The following is a 393-nucleotide window of genomic DNA, read 5'->3' as shown; positions in this document are numbered from 1 at the left end:
TCAACAAGTGCAAGCACATCAGCATCTGAGTCAGCGTCAACAAGTGCGTCAACATCAGCATCTGAGTCAGCATCAACAAGTGCGTCAACCTCAGCATCTGAATCAGCAAGCACAAGCGCATCGACCTCAGCATCTGAATCAGCGTCAACAAGTGCAAGCACAAGCGCATCAACATCAGCGTCTGAATCAGCATCAACAAGTGCATCGACCTCAGCATCTGAGTCAGCGTCAACAAGTGCATCGACATCAGCATCTGAGTCAGCAAGCACAAGTGCATCGACCTCAGCGTCTGAGTCAGCGTCAACAAGTGCATCGACCTCAGCATCTGAATCAGCGTCAACAAGTGCAAGCACATCAGCGTCAACAAGCGCATCAACATCAGCATCTGAGTCA

General features: G+C 50.1%; 1 protein-coding gene. It reads right to left on the bottom strand.

What is annotated here, in order from left to right; all coding sequences use genetic code 11:
- On the bottom strand, positions 1–393 hold a 393-nt coding region (locus tag ADH81_RS11295; protein WP_049526715.1), incomplete at both ends, for a hypothetical protein.

It is taken from the genome of Streptococcus pseudopneumoniae (assembly GCF_001072925.1).
GTDB classification, from domain to species: Bacteria; Bacillota; Bacilli; order Lactobacillales; family Streptococcaceae; genus Streptococcus; species Streptococcus pseudopneumoniae_Q.
Note: the sequence above shows the minus strand (reverse complement) of the source record. Positions and strands in the feature narration are given on the sequence as shown.